General features: G+C 48.4%; 15 protein-coding genes and 1 other annotated feature (1 of these 16 running past the window's edge). All 15 genes read left to right on the plus strand.

The features are described from left to right. Positions 1-78 precede the first annotated feature (78 nt). The 15 genes from ispG to GUA98_RS21305 all read left to right on the plus strand — a co-directional run bounded on the left by ispG (position 79) and on the right by GUA98_RS21305 (position 18,831). Positions 79-1,176, plus strand: coding sequence for a flavodoxin-dependent (E)-4-hydroxy-3-methylbut-2-enyl-diphosphate synthase (ispG, locus tag GUA98_RS21235; RefSeq protein ID WP_095293293.1), 1,098 nt, complete (start codon positions 79-81; stop codon positions 1,174-1,176). Positions 1,177-1,344: 168 nt separating this feature from the next. Then, complete coding sequence (gene lonB, locus GUA98_RS21240) at positions 1,345-3,102, plus strand: ATP-dependent protease LonB (RefSeq protein WP_153979783.1); 1,758 nt, start codon at positions 1,345-1,347, stop codon at positions 3,100-3,102. 87 nt (positions 3,103-3,189) lie between these two features. Further along, positions 3,190-5,529 carry an endopeptidase La gene (gene lon, locus GUA98_RS21245; RefSeq protein WP_153979782.1) on the plus strand — a complete coding sequence of 780 codons (2,340 nt, stop codon included), beginning with the start codon at positions 3,190-3,192 and terminating at the stop codon, positions 5,527-5,529. A 161-nt stretch (positions 5,530-5,690) separates the two neighbouring features. Further along, on the plus strand, positions 5,691-6,332 hold the full coding sequence (gene yihA, locus GUA98_RS21250; protein ID WP_095293330.1) for a ribosome biogenesis GTP-binding protein YihA/YsxC: 642 nt from the start codon (positions 5,691-5,693) through the stop codon (positions 6,330-6,332). A gap of 269 nt (positions 6,333-6,601) precedes the next feature. After that, positions 6,602-7,189: a non-ribosomal peptide synthetase module gene (locus tag GUA98_RS21255; RefSeq protein ID WP_153979780.1), complete on the plus strand. Its 588-nt coding sequence runs from the start codon at positions 6,602-6,604 to the stop codon at positions 7,187-7,189. 336 nt (positions 7,190-7,525) lie between these two features. Continuing rightward, positions 7,526-7,924: an adenosylmethionine decarboxylase gene (gene speD / locus GUA98_RS21260; protein WP_095293297.1), complete on the plus strand. Its 399-nt coding sequence runs from the start codon at positions 7,526-7,528 to the stop codon at positions 7,922-7,924. A 323-nt stretch (positions 7,925-8,247) separates the two neighbouring features. Beyond that, positions 8,248-9,636, plus strand: a complete 1,389-nt coding sequence (hemA, locus tag GUA98_RS21265; RefSeq protein WP_193724314.1) for a glutamyl-tRNA reductase — start codon at positions 8,248-8,250, stop codon at positions 9,634-9,636. Positions 9,637-9,651: 15 nt separating this feature from the next. After that, positions 9,652-10,479 carry a cytochrome c biogenesis protein CcsA gene (ccsA, locus tag GUA98_RS21270; RefSeq protein ID WP_375335150.1) on the plus strand — a complete coding sequence of 276 codons (828 nt, stop codon included), beginning with the start codon at positions 9,652-9,654 and terminating at the stop codon, positions 10,477-10,479. 5 nt (positions 10,480-10,484) lie between these two features. After that, on the plus strand, positions 10,485-11,135 hold the full coding sequence (locus tag GUA98_RS21275) for a bifunctional precorrin-2 dehydrogenase/sirohydrochlorin ferrochelatase (protein WP_193724315.1): 651 nt from the start codon (positions 10,485-10,487) through the stop codon (positions 11,133-11,135). Positions 11,136-11,137: 2 nt separating this feature from the next. Further along, positions 11,138-12,094 carry a hydroxymethylbilane synthase gene (gene hemC / locus GUA98_RS21280; RefSeq protein WP_153979776.1) on the plus strand — a complete coding sequence of 319 codons (957 nt, stop codon included), beginning with the start codon at positions 11,138-11,140 and terminating at the stop codon, positions 12,092-12,094. Positions 12,095-12,098: 4 nt separating this feature from the next. Further along, a complete protein-coding gene (gene cobA, locus GUA98_RS21285) occupies positions 12,099-13,661 on the plus strand; it encodes a uroporphyrinogen-III C-methyltransferase (RefSeq protein ID WP_153979775.1) in 1,563 nt (520 codons plus the stop codon). Positions 13,662-13,796: 135 nt separating this feature from the next. Beyond that, the gene (gene hemB, locus GUA98_RS21290; RefSeq protein ID WP_095293302.1) at positions 13,797-14,798 is read left to right on the plus strand and encodes a porphobilinogen synthase; all 1,002 of its coding nucleotides are present in this window, start codon (positions 13,797-13,799) and stop codon (positions 14,796-14,798) included. A gap of 149 nt (positions 14,799-14,947) precedes the next feature. Next, complete coding sequence (hemL, locus tag GUA98_RS21295) at positions 14,948-16,252, plus strand: glutamate-1-semialdehyde 2,1-aminomutase (protein WP_153979774.1); 1,305 nt, start codon at positions 14,948-14,950, stop codon at positions 16,250-16,252. Beyond that, positions 16,249-17,154: an RluA family pseudouridine synthase gene (locus tag GUA98_RS21300; RefSeq protein WP_153979773.1), complete on the plus strand. Its 906-nt coding sequence runs from the start codon at positions 16,249-16,251 to the stop codon at positions 17,152-17,154. The genes hemL and GUA98_RS21300 overlap by 4 nt, the downstream gene beginning before the upstream one ends. 138 nt (positions 17,155-17,292) lie before the next feature. Beyond that, entirely contained in the window at positions 17,293-18,831 is a 1,539-nt protein-coding gene (locus tag GUA98_RS21305; RefSeq protein WP_193724316.1) for a LysM peptidoglycan-binding domain-containing protein, read from the plus strand. A gap of 160 nt (positions 18,832-18,991) precedes the next feature. Next, positions 18,992-19,150: a binding site (T-box leader), on the plus strand (it continues 130 nt past the right edge of the window).

A 19,150-nucleotide genomic window follows, 5' to 3' on the forward strand; every position in this document is an offset into this window, starting at 1 on the left:
AGTTCTCCACTTTGGCAGAAGGCGAATTCATGTCTCTGTCAGGGTGGAGCTTTGACGTTGTGGGGAGAGAAATCACTCATGTATTTAAGACAAGATACACGTCCCGTAAAAGTAGGGAATATAACGATTGGTGGCAGTAATGAAGTTATTATCCAAAGTATGTGTACTACAAAAACGGCAGACGTTGAGGCTACCGTTGCAGAAATTCTGCGATTGGAAGAAGCAGGATGCCAAATAGTACGTGTAACCGTAAATAATGAGGAAGCTGCTGCAGCCATTAAAGAAATCAAGAAACGCATCCACATTCCGCTTGTAGCAGATATTCACTTTAACTATAAATTAGCTCTTCTTGCGATTGAGAACGGCATTGATAAAGTCCGGATTAATCCAGGCAACATCGGTAAACGTGCCAAAGTGGAAGAAGTCGTGAAAGCATGTAAGGAACGGGGTATTCCCATTCGGATCGGGGTTAACGCCGGTTCACTGGAAAACCATTTGCTTGAGAAGTACGGATATCCAACAGCTGATGCTATGGTAGAAAGTGCATTGTATCACATTGGTATTCTGGAAGAACTCGATTTCCATGATATTATCGTTTCACTGAAAGCATCGGACGTACCGATGGCGATTGAAGCGTACTCCAAGGCAGCTCAGATCATTAAATATCCGTTGCACTTGGGGATTACGGAAGCAGGTACACTGTTCTCGGGTACAATTAAGAGCTCTGCAGGTATGGGTGCTCTGCTCTCGATGGGTATTGGTTCAACCATGCGGATCTCGCTCAGCGCAGACCCGGTAGAAGAAATCAAGGTTGCACGCGATCTGCTCAAAACCTTTGGGCTCATTTCGAATGCAGCCACATTGATATCTTGCCCGACCTGCGGTCGTCTGGACATTGATCTCTTCTCTATTGCCAACGAGGTGGAAGAGTATATCTCCAAACTCAAGGTGCCGATTAAAGTGTCTGTACTGGGATGTGCGGTGAATGGTCCAGGTGAGGCAAAAGAAGCGGATATCGGGATTGCCGGTGCCCGCGGAGAAGGTCTCTTGTTCCGTCACGGTAAGATGATCCGTAAAGTGCCTGAGGAAATCATGGTAGAGGAATTGAAAAAGGAAATCGATAAAATCGTCGAAACCTATGAAACAACAGGAGTAATTCCTGGACGCTCGCACTGATCGTTTCATATATGTTTAACCAAGAGCCCGTCAGCAATGACGGGCTCTTGGTGTTTTAACTTCCATAAATTCTGCCTGGACCGTTTACCTGTTGGTGAAACGGCTATACTACCATGTATTAGTATGATTCCGTAGGGAACAGTCAGAAGAACAGGAGGATGTTGAGATATGGGTGATTTAGGCATGGTCTTCATGTTGATACAGTTATTTTTTGGTGTGGTGATTGGTTTGTATTTCTGGAATCTGCTTCGGGGCCAGAAAACCAATCGTAGTGCCGTTGAGCGCGAGTCTCGCAAAGAGCTGGAGAAGCTGCGTAAATTGCGTTCTATTTCACTGACAAAACCACTCGCAGAGAAGACACGTCCAGCTACTATCAATGATATCGTGGGGCAAAAAGACGGTCTGCGTGCTCTCAAGGCTGCCTTGTGCAGTGCAAATCCACAGCATGTAATCATTTATGGGCCTCCCGGAGTTGGGAAGACAGCAGCAGCCAGGGTGGTGTTGGAGGAAGCCAAAAAAAATCCATCATCACCGTTCAAGCCAGATGCCAAGTTTACCGAGCTGGATGCGACAACCGCCCGTTTTGACGAGCGCGGGATTGCCGATCCCTTAATCGGTTCAGTACATGATCCGATATATCAGGGAGCAGGTGCCATGGGGGTTGCGGGAATTCCACAACCGAAACCGGGAGCCGTGACCAAAGCTCATGGGGGCATGTTGTTTATCGATGAGATCGGTGAATTGCATTCCATTCAAATGAATAAATTACTCAAAGTACTGGAAGATCGTAAGGTCTTTTTGGAAAGTGCGTACTATAACTCGGAAGACACGCATACTCCTGCTTATATCCACGATATTTTTCAAAATGGCCTGCCAGCGGATTTCCGTCTTGTCGGAGCGACGACACGTTCGCCTCATGAACTGCCTCCAGCGCTTCGTTCGCGCTGCATGGAAGTATATTTCAGACCATTATTGCCGGAAGAGATTGGGAAAATTGCTGAGGACGCTGTTCAAAAAATCGGCTTCAGTCCTTGTCCGGATGCCGTTGAAGTGGTCAAGCGATATGCCACGAACGGACGCGAGGCAGTGAATATTATTCAGCTTGCTGCCGGATTGGCTCTCACTGAGAAAAGGGAGACCCTTCAGGCCTCTGATGTCGAGTGGGTTGCTGGCAGCAGCCAAATCCAGCCGCGTCCGGATCGCAAGGTGCCTCAGCAGCCACAGATTGGTTTTGTTAATGGCTTGGCCGTATACGGTCCGAATATGGGCACCATACTTGAGATCGAAGTGTCTGCCGTGCCTGTACTCAAAGACCAGGGCCGAATCAATATTACAGGCGTGGTGGATGAGGAAGAGATTGGAGGCGGTTCGCGTACACTCCGGAGAAAAAGCATGGCCAAAGGGTCGGTTGAAAATGTGATCACCGTGTTAAAAGCCATGGGACTTCGTCCGAATGACTATGACTTGCATATCAACTTCCCTGGAGGTACACCAATTGACGGTCCATCAGCAGGAATTGCGATGGCCACAGCAATAGCCTCTGCCATTCAGGGACGTCCTGTTGATCATGAGACAGCGATGACTGGGGAGATCAGCATTCATGGCCGGGTGAAGCCGATTGGCGGCGTGCTCGCCAAAGTAGAGGCTGCTTTTCAGGCGGGAGCCAAGACCGTTATTATTCCCGCCGAAAACTGGCAGTCCATTTTTGAGAATCTGGATGGATTACGCGTTATTCCGGTAGATACGGTTCAGGATGTTTTTCGTGAGGTATTTGCCTGGGTACCTGATTCTCAGCAGGCGGAGCAATTGAAGCACGCAGATGAGCCAGCAGCACCCGCTGCAGAGATTTTTCCTCCAGCCTCTGCTTCATTTTTACGTGCTGACCTGACCCGTCCGGGACAGGTTACTGATTCGGGAAGCTGCTAAGCGCTTCCCTTCAATTGGTTTTTTATGTGAACATTTGATAGAATAATGAATGACTACAACCTGAGAGCCATTGGAGGTGCGAAAGCGATGGGACCGAGCAAAACGAAAGGTCGTCGTTTTCCTTTACTGCCTTTAAGAGGACTTCTCGTCTACCCGAGTATGGTACTGCATCTCGATGTGGGCCGGGAGAAATCGGTCAAGGCTTTAGAAAAAGCGATGGTAGAAGAACATTTGATTCTCCTATGTTCCCAAGCCGAGGTAAATATTGAAGAACCAACACAAGAAGACATTTTCAGAATCGGAACCGTAGCCAAGGTCAGACAAATGCTGAAGCTTCCAAACGGAACGATTCGTGTTCTGGTGGAGGGCTTGGAACGGGCTGAAATCATTGAATATACGGACAACGAGGAATATTACGAAGTGCTGGCACAGGAACTGCCTGAAGAAGAGAACAGCCATCCGGAGACGGATGCCCTGATGCGTACGGTTCTGAACCAGTTCGAAAATTATATTAATCTGTCCAAAAAGGTAACACCCGAGACACTTGCCGCTGTGTCCGATATTGAAGAACCAGGCCGACTGGCTGATGTGATCACGAGTCACCTGTCCTTGAAAATCAAGGATAAACAGGAGATTCTGGAGACCATTGATGTTCGCGAACGTCTGGAGAAGCTTCTCGACATCCTCAATAATGAGCGTGAAGTGCTGGAGCTTGAACGCAAAATCAGCCAGCGTGTGAAGAAGCAGATGGAGAAAACCCAGAAGGAATATTATTTGCGCGAGCAAATGAAGGCAATTCAAAAAGAACTGGGTGAAAAAGAAGGCCGTGCAGGTGAGGTTGAGGAGCTCCGTAACCAGATGGAGACGCTTGGTCTGCCGGACAAGGTCAAGGAGAAGGTCGAGAAAGAGATTGACCGACTGGAGAAAATGCCTGCCAGCTCCGCTGAGGGCGGGGTCATTCGCAACTATGTGGATTGGCTGCTGGCTCTACCTTGGAACGAGATGACAGAGGATGATCTGGATATTCAAAAAGCCGAAGATGTGCTGAATGCCGATCATTACGGTCTGGAAAAACCAAAAGAGCGTGTGCTTGAATATTTGGCGGTTCAGAAGCTTGTCAAAAAGCTTAAAGGGCCAATTCTATGTCTGGTTGGTCCTCCGGGGGTAGGGAAAACGTCACTTGCCCGTTCGATCGCAAGATCGCTGGGCCGGGAGTTTGTGAGAATCTCCCTCGGTGGCGTGCGGGATGAAGCGGAAATTCGTGGACACCGTCGTACGTATGTAGGTGCCATGCCTGGTCGTATCATTCAGGGAATGAAAACGGCAGGCTCGCTTAATCCCGTCTTCCTGCTGGACGAGATCGACAAAATGGCATCCGACTTCCGCGGGGATCCATCTGCAGCGCTGCTTGAGGTACTTGATCCTGAACAGAATAGTACGTTTAGCGATCACTTTGTGGAACTGCCTTTTGACTTATCCAACGTCATGTTCGTTACAACCGCCAATACGGTGCACAACATTCCTCGTCCGCTGCTTGATCGGATGGAGATGCTCAATATTCCTGGGTATACGGAGATCGAGAAACTGCAGATTGCCAAAAACTATCTGCTGCCGAAGCAGAAGCGTGATCATGGTCTGGAAGAAGAACAGCTGGAGATTGGCGATGACAGCCTGCTCCGTGTCATTCGTGAATACACCCGCGAGTCTGGCGTGCGGAATCTGGAACAGCAGATGGCTTCACTATGCCGGAAAGCGGCTAAAAATATCGTGTCTGGTGCGGAAGGTCAGATCATTATCACACCAGATGAAATCAAGGACTATCTCGGACCTGGCAAGTTCCGTTACGGCATGGCCGAACTGGAAGACCAGATTGGTACCGTAACGGGGCTCGCATGGACCGAAGTAGGTGGAGATACACTTGTTATTGAGGTCACGGTTGTGCCTGGTACAGGGAAACTGACATTGACTGGTAAACTGGGTGATGTCATGAAGGAATCTGCTCAGGCAGCATTCAGTTATACCCGGTCCAAGGCGGCCCAGTTAGGCATTCCGGCTGACTTCCATGAGAAGAATGATATCCACATCCATGTACCTGAGGGAGCCATTCCTAAGGATGGACCTTCTGCAGGAATTACGATGGCGACAGCTTTGATTTCTGCATTGACGAACAAACATGTGTCGAAAGACATTGCGATGACGGGTGAGATTACGCTGCGTGGTCGCGTGCTGCCTATCGGCGGTTTGAAGGAAAAATCACTGGCAGCGCATCGCGCCGGTTACAAAAAAATATTATTGCCCAAGGATAACGAACGGGACCTGCGAGACATTCCGGACAGCATCAAGGAAGATGTGGAATTTGTCCCAGTAGCCCATATGGATCAGGTGCTGCAGCATGCACTCGTGGAGCAGACAGGAATTCACCTGTAGATCCGGTTAACCAAGGGAGCGTATGAAGAATGAACCGTTCTGCGGAAGCTTCGGCGTCCGCTGGAACGGTTTTTTTGGTATGATAGAACAATGATCCAAGGCATAATACGTTTATTGGCTTCTAATGCAAGAACAAGAGATCCAGAGAGGACAGATATAAGATGAAAGTAAACCAATCCGAATTTATTATCAGTGCCGTTAGGCCTGAACAATATCCCGATGATGGCCTGCCGGAGATTGCTTTGGCGGGACGTTCAAACGTGGGCAAATCATCTCTGATTAATCGTTTGATTAACCGTAAAAATCTGGCACGAACAAGCTCGACACCGGGTAAAACGCAACAGCTGAACTATTATAAAATTAATCAGGATTTATACTTTGTCGATTTTCCGGGTTACGGTTACGCCAAAGTTTCCAAGGAGCAGCGCTTTGCCTGGGGTAAAATGATGGAGAAGTACCTGCTCGGTCGCAAGGAATTGAAGCTTGTCATGCAAATGGTGGATATGAGACATGAACCCTCCAAGGATGACAAGATGATGAATGAATGGCTTCGCCATCACGGATTACCTTTGGTAGTCGTAGCAACCAAAATGGACAAGATTCCAAAGACACGCAGAGCCAAACATATCAAAGTCATCAAGCAAGCGCTCGATCTGCGTCCAGGAGACTTATTTGTACCGTTTTCATCTGAATTAGGACTGGGTAAAGATGAATTATGGGAGATCATTACACGCCACGCAGGTATTGGACAATCTGCATCCGACGAATCTGAACCAGAAGAGATCAGCGAAGTGAATGAATGAGCAACAGATTGTGGCATGTTAATGCGGAAAAGTGAGTAAGCTGGCTGAATAAAGAATGAATGATCGATTATATCCGTATTTTCATGGAATTTTATGAGAATTCACTGTTTTGTTCTGGAGCATATTGGTTTGGTGGTGGTGTATAATGAATGTAGGTGCGTTCATGCCACAGGAACAAAAATACCGGCTTTTGCCGGCCTGAAGAATTTTGAGATGACTGCCCATAAGCAGGAAGGCAAAACAATCGGGGAAGAATTGAGGAGATTTGTATGGCTCAGCGGTTAGCCACAGAGTATGTTAATGCCACTTTTAAATTGTCAGAACCCCAGATGCATCAGTTTTTGCGCATGTCGGACGATGGCCGGATTCATCACCGGGTTAAGGTGCTTGATAATGGTTGTCAGGAAATTGTGCTTGCAGATGTCAGTGGAGAGGAAGTCCATTTTCCTTTTGACCGTCAGAAAGGGTTTTACATCTGTGAGTTGTCTTGCCGTCTGGTAAACCATCATCTGACCAACGTTGTCCGAAAACTCTTTATGACCTTTAAGGGTGACGGCGTTGTTCATCGGATTTATGAAGAATTCACCATGACGTATGTTTATGCTCAAGGCTCTGTTCGTAAAATTGTAGAACAAAACGGGGAAAATACCCGCCTGATTTATGAATACAAAAACACATTGCTTGAATTACAGCGTCAGTTCCAGGCGCGGGATGTTGAGCGTGAAATTAACCGATTATATGCTGAGGTGGACACACTTCTCGATACGAGGATTCATACATCAGCTCCTGAAGAGCTTCATCAGATTGATGCAACACTTGCTCGACATCAAAAACGGCTCTTTGAACTTGAGGCTTAGTGAGCTTTAAGACGGCCGTTATACGACTATAAATGCTTGATCCATCCCCTTATTGATTCTGATCGCAGGCACTTGCCGGTTCAGATTCCGAAGGGGATTTTTTGTGAGGAATGCGTTCATTTAGGCTGGCAATAATTTATTTGTTTAACTGTAAAAAGAGGGTTGCATTCCTTTAAAATAGATGTTATTTTTATTCTCGTTGAAAAGAATATAGGAACCAGGATTCACTCAGGACATTATATGTTGCGAGAGGTTTTTCCCTCGGGAAGTGAATGACGTAGGTCCTAGCGGATGAAATTTTCAAACATTTTATTCCTAGGAAGGGGGAACCGAAGGATGGAATATTCAACTTTCGGAAGACACGTTGCTGTTGATGTTTGGGGTGTCGACTTTGATCTACTGAACAGTGCAGAGTATCTGCAAGCCCAACTGGTTGAAGCTGCAGAGGCATGTGGTGCGACAGTAATGTCCGTGCAATCCAAGCAGTTTGAGCCACAAGGAGCGACCGTGCTTGTGCTATTGTCAGAGAGCCATCTCTCCATTCATACGTATCCTGAGAGAGGGTTTGCGGCGATTGACTGCTACACTTGTGGTGAAACGGTAGACCCACAACTGGCCATTGACTACCTGGTATCCGTTTTGAAACCGGAGAAAACGTACGCTAAGAAACTGGTGCGTGGATTGGGTGAACTGCAGGTCGTAACACCGACAATGCAACCGATCGAACTGGTCTAATTGATGTAGATAAACATGAGTAATGTTCACATATGGGGAATGAAGCAATGATCCCGAATTATAAATAGTCATGGAATTATTCCATGACTATTTGTTTTAATATTTTGAAGAAATGGATTTAAACGAATAACGGAGAAGATTGGTGAGACACTACAATAAATGACAATGCATAGGATAATCTACATGGGGATTTCATAAACATTTCATAAAAATGGCCCAGTCGCGGTCATGATGTGTGATATAATTAACCATGTCAAGCATAAATGGATGGAGATATGTAGAAAACACTTTGATTGGAAATTTATTAGGCAGGTGAACTTGCAATGCACATCGTTGTAGTTGGTTTGAATTATCGCACGGCGCCTGTAGAGGTTAGGGAACGATTCACATTTGCAGAAAAAGACTTGTCTGAAGCGCTGCAGCAGCTCAAGCTGACCAAGAGTGTATTGGAAGGTGTAATCGTAGCCACATGTAACCGTACCGAGTTGTATGTTGTGGTAGACCGTCTTCACATGTGTGGTTATTTCATTCGTACGTTTATGGAACAATGGTTTAATGTTCCGCGGGAAGAATTTACGCAACACTTATATATATATGAAGATGATCAAGCCATTCGCCATTTGTTCCGTGTCATTTGCGGGCTGGATTCCATGGTGATTGGTGAAACACAGATTCTTGGACAGGTGAAGCAGGCCTTTTTCACTGCCCAGGAAGAGAAATCGACAGGCACCTGGTTTAACATGTTGTTCAAACAGGCGGTAACTCTGGGTAAGAGAGCACATTCGGAAACATCCATTGGAGAAAGTGCAGTCTCGGTCAGTTACGCCGCTGTTGAACTGGGGAAACGTATTTTTGGCATGTTTACGGACAAGAAGGTACTTATTCTTGGAGCGGGCAAAATGAGTGAGTTGACAGTCAAGCACCTGTACGCCAATGGAGCATCAGAAGTCATTGTAGCGAACAGAACTCTAGCAAGGGCTCAGGAGCTGGCTGCCAAGTTCAAGGGAACCCCTTGTACGATGGAGCAGGCTTTGGAGAGACTGAGTGAGGTTGATATTGTCATCAGTTCAACAGGTGCAGAGCGATATGTTCTGGATGCTTCCGTTGTCCGTGAGAGCATGAAGCGCCGTCAATCACGTCCATTATTCCTGATCGATATTGCGGTTCCTCGGGATATTGATCCGGCTATAGGAGAGTTATCCAACGTATTCCTTTATGATATTGATGATCTGGAAGGGATCGTGGAGAGCAATCTGGAGATGCGCAAGGTGGAAGCGGCCAAAATCGAAAAAATGATTGAACTGGAGATGGAAGACTACTATCACTGGCTCAAAACATTAGGTGTTCGCCCGGTGATTCGGGCATTGCAGGAGAAAGGAGCTTCCATTCATGAAGATACGATGGAGAGTCTCTTTAATAAACTGCCTGAGCTCGACGAACATCAGCGTAAGGTTATCCGTCGTTTGACCAAAAGCATCGTGAATCAAATGACGACAGATCCGATCAACCGGATCAAGGAAATGGCTGGCGGCAAGCATGGAGACGAAGCACTACGCATGTTCACCCAAATTTTTGCCTTGGAGGATGCAGTGGAGACGGCCGCAGAAAAAGTAAACCAAAGCGATGCCTCGGCCTTGGGTAAACCGGCCGCCGTTCATCTTAAAGACAACCGGCAAGACGCAATGCCGGCTTATGCTCCGGCAAGTGTATAAGGGCGGGTGAACAGCTTGACCCTTTCTGAACAAATCTATGAAGCTCTAATCTATATGTATGCCCTGAGCCTTCTGTTCTATTTCTCGGACTGCATTCGACGGAATGCGGGGGCGAAGCGAACGGGCACAGGGTTTCTTGTTGTTGTCTGGCTGCTTCAGGTCGTTCATGTAATTTTGCGAATGTGGACCGAGGGCCATTTTCCGATCTATACAACGTTCGATTTTCTGTTTATCTTTTCGTTTAGTATCGTATTGATGTCCTTGGGGATGATACGTGTCCAGCGTTCGGAATTTGTCATCCTGCTATTGAATATTGTGGGCTTCTCAGTTACCGTACTGAATCGATTGTGGTTTACAGCCGGGGAGATCTCGCTGCATAACTGGCAGACCGTTCATGGGCTGCTGATCATGCACATTACGCTGGCAAATCTGGGCTTTGCAGCCCTCACGGTAGCGGCGGTCTTCGCCATGTTGTATCTGTTCCTGCACCGTAAATTGAAAAACAAAAAATGGAATGATACGATGCGGAGGATGCCGAGTCTTGAAGTCATTGGCAAATACATGGATGGCGCAACATTGATCGGAACACCGTTACTTGGCGTCTCCGTGGTTCTGGCCGTATTATCCATTGTCGCTGAGACCAGGTGGTATCTGCTTCTGGATCTGAAAGTCATTGCAACAGGTCTCGCTATCGCGATCTACATCGGTTATTTCGTTTCTAAGCAGAGAAAGCAGTTTTCCAACATCATCATGGCTAGATGGACATTGATTGGATATGGTTTTGTCATTATGAGCTTTTTAACCAATGCGTATTCAGCGTTTCATCGTTGGACAGGAGAGTGAGAACTATGGATCGCTATACGCCGTTATATGTAAATACTTCAGGCAAAACCTGCTGCGTTGTTGGGGGCGGACGTGTTGCCGAACGTAAGATCAAAGGTTTGCTTCACGCCGAAGCGCATATTAAGGTGTTTAGTCCGGAAATCACATCGGAGCTGAAACAACTGCATCAGGATTCCCGAATTGAGTGGATAGCCCGGTCCTACCGCAAAGGTGATTTGCGGGGGGCCTTTCTCGTATATGCAGCAACGGATCACGCTGAAGTCAACGCACAAGTAGTACAGGATGCTAACGATGCGGGCATACTGGTGAATGATGCGATGTCTTCCGAGAACAGTGCTTTCATCACCCCCAGTGTGGTCAGGCGTGGAAGACTGAGCATCGCCATCTCAACGGCTGGAGCAGGACCGGCAGCCGCTGCAGAGATTCGGTCTACACTGGAGCAGCAATTTGGCGAAGAATACGAGACGTATATTGAATTTCTGCATCAGATGAGAATTCAAGTGAAGTCACGTGTGTCGTCTCCGCGTGTGCGAAGCATTTTACTGCGGCGATTGACTGAAATGAATGTGCTGGAGGATATCCGTACAGGGCAATTCCAGTGGTGGACAGAAGAAGAAATCGGGGACTGGATATCCCGTAATCAGGAGGAGCGGTAGACATGCGTACAATTAAAGTGGGAAGCAGACAAAGCGCACTGGCTTTGACACAGACAGGACATGTAATTCAGGATTTACGAAGCATTTGTGAGCGGGAAGGTTTAGCATTTGATTTTGAAGTACATAAGATCGTTACGAAAGGGGATTTGATTCTCGATGTAACGCTGTCCAAAGTCGGTGGCAAAGGACTGTTTGTCAAAGAGATCGAACAGGCCATGCTGGATCGTACCATTGATATGGCTGTGCACAGCATGAAGGATATGCCGTCCGAACTGCCGGAAGGATTAATCAACGGCGCTGTTCCGCGCCGTGCCGATCCGCGTGATGCATTGATTTCCAATGGGGGATTGTCTCTGGATCAATTGCCGGAAGGGGCGAGAGTGGGGACAAGCAGTCTCCGTCGTTCCAGTCAGTTAAAGGCATACCGCCCGGATCTGCAGCTCGAATCCCTGCGTGGTAACATTGACTCACGTCTTCGCAAGCTGGAGACGGAGGGTCTTGATGCTATTATTTTGGCTGCTGCAGGATTGTATCGAATGGGCTGGCAGGATCGGATTACCGAGTATCTGTCCGAAGAGGCTTGCCTTCCTGCCGTTGGACAGGGTGCACTGGGGATTGAATGCCGTGAGGATGACGAGGAGCTGCTTCATCTGTTGAAGCTGTATAACGATCCGGAGACTGCTGCTCCCGTTTTGGCAGAACGTAAATTCCTCAGTGTATTGAATGGAGGCTGTCAGGTGCCGATCGGTGCTCATGCCGTCTGGAATCGTCAGCAAGATACAGATTCCCCGAATGGGCAAAACACGTTACAATTAACGGGTATGGTTGGTACGCCGGATGGCGGACTGATTCTTAAAGAAGCTCTGACCGGAACGGATCCGGTACGTCTTGGAGAAGAAGTAGCGTGGAGATTGATTGAACGGGGAGCAGAGCAGATACTGGCAGAAGTTAGGGGATGAGGACATGGTGGGAAAGGTCTTTTTGGTAGGAGCAGGTCCAGGGGATGCTAAGCTGATAACGGTAAAAGGATGGGAGTCTATCGGCAAGGCAGATGCTGTAGTCTATGATCGCTTGGCCAGTCCGAGATTGTTGAAACAGATGAAGCCTGGAGCAGTGAAGATTTACGTAGGCAAGCGGCCTGACCGTCACACGATGAAGCAGGAAGAGATTAATCAGCTGCTCGTCGATCTGGCCCTTGAAGGGAAAGTGGTTGTTCGGCTGAAGGGCGGAGATCCCACGATATTTGGACGCGTCGGCGAAGAGGCAGACCTGCTGCGCAAAAACGGCGTTCCTTTTGAAATCGTGCCTGGGGTTACCGCAGCAATAAGTGTGCCTGCTTATGCCGGAATACCGGTGACCCACCGCGATTATGCATCATCCATTTCCATTATTACAGGGCATGAAAGCCCGGACAAGCTCGATCGCAGCATTCATTGGGATAAAGTAACGAACGCAACGGGAACACTGGTATTTATGATGGGTGTAGCCAAGATTGGCTATATCAGTGAACAGCTCATCCGTCATGGCCGTCCGGCACAGACACCCGTCGCACTGGTTCGTTGGGGAACAAGAGCAGAGCAGGATACCCTTGTGGGTACGCTTGAAAATATAGAAGCCAAGGTCATTGCTGCCAACTTCCAACCGCCTGCAGTTATTGTTGTCGGGGAAGTGGTGAATCAACGTGAGCAATTGAAATGGGCTGAGGTACTACCGTTGTTCGGCAAACGAATTCTGGTGACGCGCGCTCGCAGTCAGGCGAGTGAACTGGTGAACCGCATCGAGGAACTTGGTGGTGAACCGTATGAGTTTCCAGTTATCGAAACCGTGATGCCTACGAGTGAAACAGCAAAACAAAGTGTCAAGGATGCCTTCGGTGCGTTAAATACATTTGATTGGGTATTTTTCACAAGCGTAAACGGTGTGGAGTTTTTCTTCCGTCATCTGGAAGAGCAAGGTAAGGATATCCGCGCCATGCATCAAGCAAGAGTCGCTGCGGTCGGACCTTCAACTGCCGAGGCCTTGCGCAAGCACGGTATTGTTGCCGAAGTGGTCAAAGGGCCTTTTCAGCAGGAAGGCATGCTGGATGCTTTTGAGAGTGAACTGAAAAAAGGTCAGAAAGTGCTGCTTCCCCACGGTGATCTGGCACGCTCCTGGTTGCCTGACCAGTTGAAGGAACGGGGACTTGAGGTCACGGAAGCGATCATCTATGATACTGTACTCGCGGGTGAGGATGATGATGAACTTCTGAAGCTGCTGGAAGAAGGCGGTATTCACGCGGTGACGTTCACGAGCTCTTCAACGGTTACGAACTTCATGGAGATGCTTAAACGGATGGGGCTCCAAGATCCATTACCGTTGTTAAAAAATGTCGAGGTTGCTTGCATCGGGCCAGTGACTGCCAAAACGGCAGAAGCAGCTGGCTTGAAGGTAACGCTGATGGCCGCAGAAGCAACGATCGAAAGCATGATCTCTGCGCTGATGGAGTGGAAAAGGACGCCTTCTCCAGAAGGGGCTATGCCTCGTTGATTTAAAAATTGTATCGCTATTGTAATAGATTGTATCCATATACCAAAAGCAGATTGATGAAGCGTGCTGAATTCGTTAGGATACCGGCGCGCTTCCCTTTTTGCTCTACTTTACTCTAAGAGAGGATGTATCTATATGAGTTTTCCAATTGTACGACACCGTCGCTTACGTCAATCCGCAGGCATCCGGAATATGGTCAGAGAGACTCATCTGACTGTGGATGATTTTATCCAACCCATCTATGTAACTTACGGTGAAAACGTAAAATCCGAGATCAAATCTATGCCAGGCGTATTCCGTTTTTCTCTTGACCGTCTGCAGGAAGAGGTAAAAGAGATTGCCGATCTGGGAATTCCGGCCGTGTTGTTGTTCGGTATTCCTGAGACAAAGGATAGCATTGGTTCTTCTGGTTTCGCTGAAGATGGTATTGTGCAGGAAGCAACGAAATTGATTAAGTCCTGGTATCCCGACCTGCTGGTTGTGGCGGATACCTGCCTGTGTGAATTTACGGATCACGGGCACTGCGGTATGGTGCATACCGTGGAAGTGGACGGACATATCTGCGGAGATGTTCTGAATGATGAATCATTGGATCTGCTTGTAAAAACAGCTGTATCCCAAGCCAAAGCAGGCGCGGATATTATTGCCCCATCCAATATGATGGATGGATTCGTCCAGGCAATCCGGGCAGGATTGGATGAGAATGGATTCAGCCATATTCCAATCATGTCCTACTCCGTTAAATATGCATCTGCTTTTTATGGTCCCTTCCGTGAAGCAGCGGATTCCACACCACAGTTTGGAGATCGCAAATCATATCAGATGGACCCGGCCAATGCCCGCGAGGCACTGCGCGAAGCCGAAACAGATGTGCTTGAAGGAGCAGACATGCTGATGGTGAAACCGTCACTTTCCTATCTGGACGTGATGCGTACAATCAAGGATCAATTTGACCTTCCGCTTGTGGCCTATAATGTAAGTGGTGAGTATGCCATGGTGAAGGCTGCAGCAATGCAGGGTTGGATTGATGAGAAAAAGGTCGCCATGGAAATTTTGCTCAGCATGAAACGCGCGGGTGCGGATATGATCATCACGTATTACGGAAAAGATGCCTCCCGCTGGTTGGCTGAGAAGTAATAGTTCCTTGTAATTTACACGTTTGCTAAGAGAATCGTTATCAAATTACCAACATATAGCAAGGCCCTGCACGAGCCTGTTATGTCGCTTGTATAGATCAGTTTACTGTTCATATAAGGAGCGGGGCCTTCATATTAAGGAGGATGTTCATGACTGCACAATCAGGAAAAAGACGAAACGATGAGCGCTCACGCAGCGCATTCGAAGAAGCCAAGCAGTACATACCTGGAGGCGTAAACAGCCCCGTTCGGGCATTCAAATCCGTAGGACTTACCCCGATCTATGCAGAACGCGGAGAAGGATCCAAAATTTACGATATTGATGGCAATGTGTTTATTGATTATGTGGGCTCATGGGGACCACTTATCATGGGACATGCCCATCCTGATGTCGTGGAAGCACTGCGTGAAACTGCTCTGAAAGGAACGAGCTTTGGTGCTCCAACGCTGCTGGAGACCGAGATGGCTAAGCTTGTTTGCGAGCGCGTACCATCCATTGATATTGTTCGGATGGTCAACTCGGGTACGGAAGCAACCATGAGTGCCATCAGGTTGGCGCGCGGTGTAACGGGCCGCAGCAAAATTTTGAAGTTTGAAGGTTCATATCACGGACATGCGGACAGCTTGCTGATCAAAGCGGGCTCCGGTGTCGCTACCCTTGGATTGCCAGACAGTCCTGGAGTTCCTGAAGGGGTTGCTACCAATACGATCACGGTGCCTTACAATGATCTGGAATCGGTTAGCCTTGCCTTTGAACGTTTTGGTGAGGAACTGGCTGCTGTCATTGTTGAGCCTGTGGCTGGGAATATGGGCGTTGTACCTCCGGCAGAGGGCTTTCTTGAAGGCCTGCGCAGCCTGACGAGCCAGTACGGCAGCCTGCTCATCTTTGACGAAGTCATGACCGGTTTCCGTGTAGGCTTGAACTGTGCACAGGGGCGGTATGGTGTTACGCCCGATCTGACATGTCTTGGTAAAGTTATCGGCGGCGGCCTTCCGGTCGGAGCATATGGTGGTCGTCGGGATCTGATGGAGCAGATCGCTCCAACCGGTCCGATCTATCAAGCGGGAACACTAAGTGGTAACCCACTGGCCATGGCAGCAGGCTATACCACCCTCAAACTGTTGACACCGGAAGTCTATGATCGTTTGGAGACGTTGTCGGCTCGTTTGCAGGCTGGCTTCGAAAAGAATGCGGCAGAGGCGGGTATTGCAGTAACCATTAACCGCGTTGGTTCCATGGTATGTCCGTTCTTCAGCAGTGTACCTGTTACCAATTATGATATAGCCAAAGAAAGCAATTTGGATCAGTTTGTTCGTTACTTTGCAGCTATGATTGATGAGGGTGTAAGCGTGGCACCTTCCCAATTTGAGGGCATGTTCGTCTCTGGTGTTCATACCGAGCAGGATATTGACGATACGATTGAAGCAAACCGCAAGGCTCTGCAATCTCTATGACGATCAAAAGTTGGAAACGTCGTGGGGAATGGCTGGAGCTGATGCCAGGCAAAGTGGTAACAGGCAGTCCAGACAGACAGCTTGCGGCAGAGCAATGGCTGCTCACTGAACTTTCTTTTCCAGAAAAGCTGTTTCGTCAGCTTAAGGCAAATCACGGAATTCAACTCGCAGGGGACCGGCTTCGGCTGGCCCTTTTTGCATCTCAGCCGATTGATGTTGAACCCCGTTGGGCAGAGATTGAGGTGCTGTACGAGGATGATTTTTGTCTGGTTGTACATAAACCCGCGGGTATGAAGCTGCATCCGGATGGAACTCGTGCCGATCATGCCATTACGCTGGATCACGCTGTCGCCTCTTATTATGAGATCAACGGTATCGACACCAGCGTACGCCATGTGCATCGCCTCGATGAAGATACAACCGGCCCGGTTCTCTATGCGAAAAATGCTTTTGCTCTGGCAAAATTGGATGAGGCCATGCGTCGCAAAGAAATTGGGCGTCAGTATGTAGCCATTGCGGAAGGGCAGGTATCTCCGGAATGCAGCAAAATTGATGCGCCCATCGGTAAGGACAGACATCATAAGCAGCGCAGACGCGTTTCCGAGAGTGGGCAGGAAGCCGTTACTCATGTAGAGATTGCGGAAGTGTGGGAGCGGGCTACACTTGTGCGTTTAATACTGGATACTGGACGTACACATCAGATCAGAGTACATCTGAGTTATGCCGGACACCCGCTTATTGGCGATCAGCTGTATGGAGGAAGGTCAGATGCCATTGGACGCCAGGCACTTCATGGTGAAGTGTTAACGTTTAATCATCCGCTCACGGGAGCGCTGATTGAAGTTCAAGATCCGTGGCCTTCCGATTTTGAACAGCTAGTCCAGCGGGAACGAACAACCTAATAAAAAGGCAAGCTTTGAACAAAGGTGGCATGCTCATCTCATCGATGGCATATAGATGGGGTAACGAAGGATTTGGACCATGGATCAGTCCCATGAGAAGGATCATGGTGAACATATGCCGAAAGGAGGACGCCACCTTTGTTGAATCAACCTTATGGTTTGCGGTTCGATATTTATGAGCGCGTTCATTTGTCCGAGGGAGTCCCTGCCATTGAGGAACTGGAGGAAATTGAGTTATACCCGCGTATTCAAGTCATCGGTCAGGATGATCATGCAACGTTGCGAGGCCATCTTTTGCTTACAGGTGCGTATCGGGGAGAGAACGAAATCTCGGAGGAACTGAAACATTTTATTCCGGTTGAGATCACGGTTCCCCTGAATCGGGTAAGGTCACTTGAGGATATCTCGATTGAGATCGAAAACTTTGATGTGGATTTGTTATCCAGCCGAAGCTTGAATATTACAGGTGTGCTGTCACTGCGTGGCATTGAGGGCTTTCCTGTTGAAGAGCCGCAGGCCTGGTCAGCGGAAGAGTTTACTGTGGTACACTCCCCTGATCCGCAGCAGGTTAACCGCGCCCCGGAGGCAGAGGATGCAGATGCTGGGTTGAACACCTTTGCTCAGGAATATCTGCTGCAGCGCAGTGAAGAGGAAGGTCTGCCTATAACGGCCGAGTCTCTATACGCAGCAGAAATTCCTGAGAATCCGCAGCAAGCCGCTGAAGAAAACATCCGTTATGAGGAAAATGCGCAGCCGGAAGAACAGTTAACCCCTGCACCGCAACAAATCTATGCTGATACGCTCGAGAATCAAGATGAAGGAGAATATCAGAAAAGACCTGCTGAAGATAACGCTCCTTCATTAATTACCCAAGAAGATGAAGCAGCGGATAATCAAGTGCCTGCCTCACCTTCACCCGTCTCGTCTTTCATGGCGGAGACTGCAGACCGACTGGCTTCTTATCCGGAGTCTGAGCCATTGCTACCTCTGGCTGAGGAATCACCATCTGTCTGGGCGGAGCCTTCCGTGGAGACCTTACATACAAACACGGAGCTGAACCAACAACCCACAGAAGACGTGGCTGTTTCCAATGTTTGGAACTTCGAATCTTCCAGGTCAGGCTCACCGCAGGAAGATCAGGCGGAGGCTGAGAAGCCAGCAGAGAATTGGCAGGATGTGTTTGCAGCGTCTGAACTGGAATCTGCCGAAGGGGAACGACCTTCTGCACCGGAAGCAGTGGATGCAGATGAATCTTCAGAGCCAGTTTCATTCATTCCTGAACCTGTGGCTGAGACAGAAGACAAGCCAGAGCTCAAAGTCGCGTTTGGCAGTAAGAGGGAGTCTTCACCAAGACAGGAAGAAGGGGTGGGTATCTCGTCCCTGTTATCTTCCGGTAGATCAGTGCGGGATACAGAAACGGATCGGGAGGACGAGTCGGTCGCTGGCTCCGTACAGGAAGAAGCCTACCAGGCAGATGATGTTCAATTGAAGAACCTGTTCTTGGGCACGATTGTGGATCAGACACCATTCCGCAAAGTTAAACTGTGCATCGTCCAGCGGGAAGAGACGTTGGATAGCATTGCTGACCGCTACCAATTGAGCACTCGGGAGCTCCAGTTATACAATCGTTTATCGGAACAAGTCGTTGAAGAAGGGCAGATTCTATACATCCCCTGACCTCTGACTTGTAAAATAACGTCCATACCAACCCGCAATCCAATAAGGATTGCGGGTTTTTGCTGCTTTTTGGCTTAATACGCAGGGCTGCCGCCCGTTTACGCTGTTGTCAGGTTGACTATCGGGCACGGTCAGGGTATGATGTGTTTAGGTTTTTTAAAGAACAACGTCGAATGGGAGTAGTAGACAGCAAGGCCTTTCAGAGAGCGGGATTGCAGCGCTGAGAAATTCCGCAGGAACCTACTGATCGAAGTCGCCCGGGAGTTGCCTGTTTGAATACGAGGAACGATGAAACATGTCATTGTGATTTGTTTGTTCC

Source organism: Paenibacillus sp. P13VS, assembly GCF_015143645.1.
GTDB classification, from domain to species: Bacteria; Bacillota; Bacilli; order Paenibacillales; family Paenibacillaceae; genus Paenibacillus; species Paenibacillus xylanilyticus_A.

Excerpts from the sequence above, each read along its gene's own strand:
- ispG (WP_095293293.1), top strand. The coding sequence starts at position 79 with ATGTATTTAAGACAAGATACACGTCCCGTAAAAGTAGGGAATATAACG.
- lonB (WP_153979783.1), top strand. The coding sequence starts at position 1,345 with ATGGGTGATTTAGGCATGGTCTTCATGTTGATACAGTTATTTTTTGGT.
- lon (WP_153979782.1), top strand. The coding sequence starts at position 3,190 with ATGGGACCGAGCAAAACGAAAGGTCGTCGTTTTCCTTTACTGCCTTTA.
- yihA (WP_095293330.1), top strand. The coding sequence starts at position 5,691 with ATGAAAGTAAACCAATCCGAATTTATTATCAGTGCCGTTAGGCCTGAA.
- GUA98_RS21255 (WP_153979780.1), top strand. The coding sequence starts at position 6,602 with ATGGCTCAGCGGTTAGCCACAGAGTATGTTAATGCCACTTTTAAATTG.
- speD (WP_095293297.1), top strand. The coding sequence starts at position 7,526 with ATGGAATATTCAACTTTCGGAAGACACGTTGCTGTTGATGTTTGGGGT.
- hemA (WP_193724314.1), top strand. The coding sequence starts at position 8,248 with ATGCACATCGTTGTAGTTGGTTTGAATTATCGCACGGCGCCTGTAGAG.
- GUA98_RS21275 (WP_193724315.1), top strand. The coding sequence starts at position 10,485 with ATGGATCGCTATACGCCGTTATATGTAAATACTTCAGGCAAAACCTGC.
- hemC (WP_153979776.1), top strand. The coding sequence starts at position 11,138 with ATGCGTACAATTAAAGTGGGAAGCAGACAAAGCGCACTGGCTTTGACA.
- cobA (WP_153979775.1), top strand. The coding sequence starts at position 12,099 with ATGGTGGGAAAGGTCTTTTTGGTAGGAGCAGGTCCAGGGGATGCTAAG.
- hemB (WP_095293302.1), top strand. The coding sequence starts at position 13,797 with ATGAGTTTTCCAATTGTACGACACCGTCGCTTACGTCAATCCGCAGGC.
- hemL (WP_153979774.1), top strand. The coding sequence starts at position 14,948 with ATGACTGCACAATCAGGAAAAAGACGAAACGATGAGCGCTCACGCAGC.
- GUA98_RS21300 (WP_153979773.1), top strand. The coding sequence starts at position 16,249 with ATGACGATCAAAAGTTGGAAACGTCGTGGGGAATGGCTGGAGCTGATG.